The organism is Rubrivirga sp., assembly GCF_049648075.1.
GTDB lineage: Bacteria > Bacteroidota > Rhodothermia > Rhodothermales > Rubricoccaceae > Rubrivirga.
In genome coordinates, this window is the sequence record NZ_JBARYR010000573.1 from 1 (window position 1) to 3068 (window position 3068).

The 3068-nt window shown below is 68.7% G+C and carries 2 protein-coding genes; one reads left to right on the forward strand and one right to left on the reverse strand.

The window, feature by feature from the left end; translation table 11 throughout:
- Positions 1-1127 (forward strand): 2-oxoacid:ferredoxin oxidoreductase subunit beta (locus WBA11_RS15960; protein WP_424521648.1); only part of this gene is annotated, 1127 nt, incomplete at its 5' end.
- Positions 1128-1143: 16 nt separating this feature from the next.
- Here WBA11_RS15960 and WBA11_RS15965 read toward each other — a convergent pair.
- A complete protein-coding gene (locus WBA11_RS15965; protein ID WP_424521649.1) occupies positions 1144-2844 on the reverse strand; it encodes a T9SS type A sorting domain-containing protein in 1701 nt (566 codons plus the stop codon).
- Between the last annotated feature and the right edge of the window lie 224 nt (positions 2845-3068).

Below are 3068 nucleotides of genomic sequence, written 5' to 3' on the forward strand. Positions count from 1 at the left end.
CCTCGAGGCCGACGCGTCCCCCCGGTGCGTTGAAGAAACCCGCGCGTCCGCCCGGTGCGAAGCGTCCGCCGGTGCCTGCTCGGGCGCGGACCGTCGACCCGGAGGGCGACGGCGAGGCCTTCGGACTACCCGTCTTGACGCGCAAGGACTTCGTCAGCGGTGCCGACGTGCGCTGGTGTCCCGGCTGCGGCGACTACGCGGTCCTGGCCGCCGTCCAACGCGCGCTCCCCGAGCTCGCGGACAACCGCCAAGACGTCGTGTTCATCTCCGGCATCGGCTGCTCGAGCCGGTTTCCGTACTACATGAACACGTACGGCTTCCACAGCATTCACGGCCGCGCGCCCGCCGTCGCGACGGGGCTCAAGAGCACGCGGCCCGAACTCGACGTCTGGGTCGTGACCGGCGACGGCGACGCGCTCAGCATCGGCGCCGGCCACACGGCGCACATGCTGCGGCGAAACGTGGACCTGAACGTTCTGCTGTTCAACAACCAGATCTACGGGCTGACCAAGGGCCAGTACTCGCCCACGTCCGAGGTCGGCAAGGTGACGAAGTCGTCGCCGTACGGCTCGCTCGACCACCCGTTCAACCCGGCGGCGTTGGCGCTCGGCTCTGACGGGTCGTTCATCGCGCGGACGCTGGACCGCGACCCGAAGCACATGCAGACCGTCCTCAAGGCGGCGCACGCGCACCGCGGGACGTCGTTCGTCGAGATCTACCAGAACTGCAACATCTTCAACGACGGGGCCTTCTTCGACTTTACCGAGCGGGACTCGAAGCCGTTGCGGACGGTCTTCCTCGAGGACGGCAAGCCGGCGCTCTACGCCAAGGGCACCAAGGGCTTGGCCCTCGACGGGCTGCGCCTGCGGTCCGTCGACCTCGAGGACGGCGCCTCGGCCGACGACTGCCTCGTCTACGACTCGACGGACAAAGCGCTGGCGTTCCTGATGATCGACCAGCTGTTTTGGGACGCCGACCTGCCGCGCCCTTTTGGCGTGCTCTACCGCGAGGACCGGCCGACGTACGACGCGATGCTGAACGCCCAGGTCGACGAAGTGCGGACGGAACGTGGGGCGGGAGACCTGGCGGCGCTTCTCGCCTCGGGCGAGACCTGGACCATCGAGTAGCCGCCCTCGAGGACGGCTACCGTACGACCGTGAACGGCAACGCGACCGGCGGCAACCGCCCGACCTCGACGCGGACCAGGTACGTCCCCGGCAAGAGCGTCGGCGGGATGCCGAACGCCGTCTCGCCGACGGACACCACGTCATCAACGACCGTCGTGAGGCGGCGGCCGAGCACGTCGTAGATCTCGGCCCGGACCGGGGCGGACTCGGGCAGGCGGACCGCGAACGACGCCTTGCCCAACGACGGGTTCGGGCTCACGCGCGTCACGGCCGGAGCAAAGTCAGGTGGCGGCTCAGGGAGTGGCGGTCCCTCTCCTTCTCGGGCTCGGACGGGGTTTGTCGGAAAGCCCTCGCCAAACGCGTTGAGGAGCGCCTGAGCGACGAGCCGGAGTTGCGTGACGGAATCGAGGTTGCTCCGTCCCCGCGCGTACGGGATCGCGACGTCGATCGTCGCGGACTCGCCAGGCCCGAGCCTCCCCGGCCCCGTCGTCGCGATGATGCGGCGGTCGAAGCCGAGGTTGGGTTGGTCGAGGGAGTCCGGGCGCGCGTCCGTGTCCGTCCAGTACTCGCCCGTAGCAGGATTGGAGGGGAAGGCCCAGACGGTCGGCTCGAGGCCATACGCCTCGACCTGCTCAACACTGGCGAGCCCGATATCGAGAGGGTACATCTGCTCACTCGGTGAGATCCGGCCGCGTTGGACGCTGAGGAGCGCATTGGGCCGGCTCGTGTCGCGGGACTTGAGGACGTGGGGAGCCGTAGTCAGTCGCTGGACCTCGCCTGGTTCGTCGATCTCGCCGTCGAAGTCGTCGTCGCGGTCGTTGGGGAGACCCTCGAGGCCGCGCAGAATCTGGAGCCCCATCGCTGGTGGGGCATCGCCGTACCCGCGTCCATCTCCGCCATCTAGGTCCCGTGAGTTGTAGACGTACTGGATGTGACGGAGCGTATCGGTCCCGACGTAGTCGTCGTTGAACTCGCCCAGGTCGGGGTCCGCGAACACGCTCACGCGCAGGCTGTCGATGAGCTCGTCGCGCCGGTTGACGACCGTGAGCCGGTAGAACGAGGCGTCCAAGAGGAACGTGAGGACCGGCGCCGTGAACACGAAGGCGTGGACGCGGACCTCGACGCCGAGCGGAGGGTTGGGCTCGGGACCGACGTCCTTCTCGTTGCCGGCGTCGTTCATCACCCACCACGCGGCGACGTCGCCGAGCAGGTCGGGCTCGTCGCCGCCCTCGAGGTCGTAGTTGCCGGGGACCCCGTCGCCGTCGATGACCGGGGCACCGAGGTCGGCGGGCCAGTCCTCGAGGTCGCGGCTGGCCCGACCGGTGCGTCGGTACTCGAGGACGTCGTCGCGGGACACCACCCAGATCCGGTCGAACGCCGAGCAGTCCTGGGGCGGATCGCTGGCGCGGGCCAAGGGGCCAGGCCAAAAGACCGTCCCGCTGAACTTGGTACCCGACACTCGCGGCTCGCCCTCGACGGTCCCCGAGATCCAGGGCTGGACCACGAACAGCGGCGAGATCCCGGTCTCCTTCGGAACGGTGTACGCCGCGCTCGACGTGGAGGAAGTCGGTACGAGGGCACCCCCCGTGCTGAACGGGACGATGAGCCGGTCGGTCTCGATCACGGCTTGCGCCGTCCCCGGCTCACACGACCCGACCGGGTCCTGAGCAGCGACGGACGAGCAAACGAGAAGGAGGAGTGTGTAGCGAAAAGCCATCGGCTGCCAGAGGGACTGTCGAGTCTAGTCGCGCCCCGTGGCGGCGCCCATGTGGAGACGCCGTTTCGCCCTCGAGGACGGCTACCGCACGATGGTAAACGCCACCATTCCCACCCGCGCCCGGTCGACCTCGACGCGCAGCACGTGGCTAGCGAGTCGTGACGAGGCGCGCCCTCGAGGCCGATTGTACGTTGGCACTACGCCCTGACTGCCATGCCTCCGTC

Bases quoted from the DNA above. Each gene is read 5' to 3' on its own strand.
- WBA11_RS15965 (WP_424521649.1), bottom strand. From the start codon at position 2,844: ATGGCTTTTCGCTACACACTCCTCCTTCTCGTTTGCTCGTCCGTCGCT.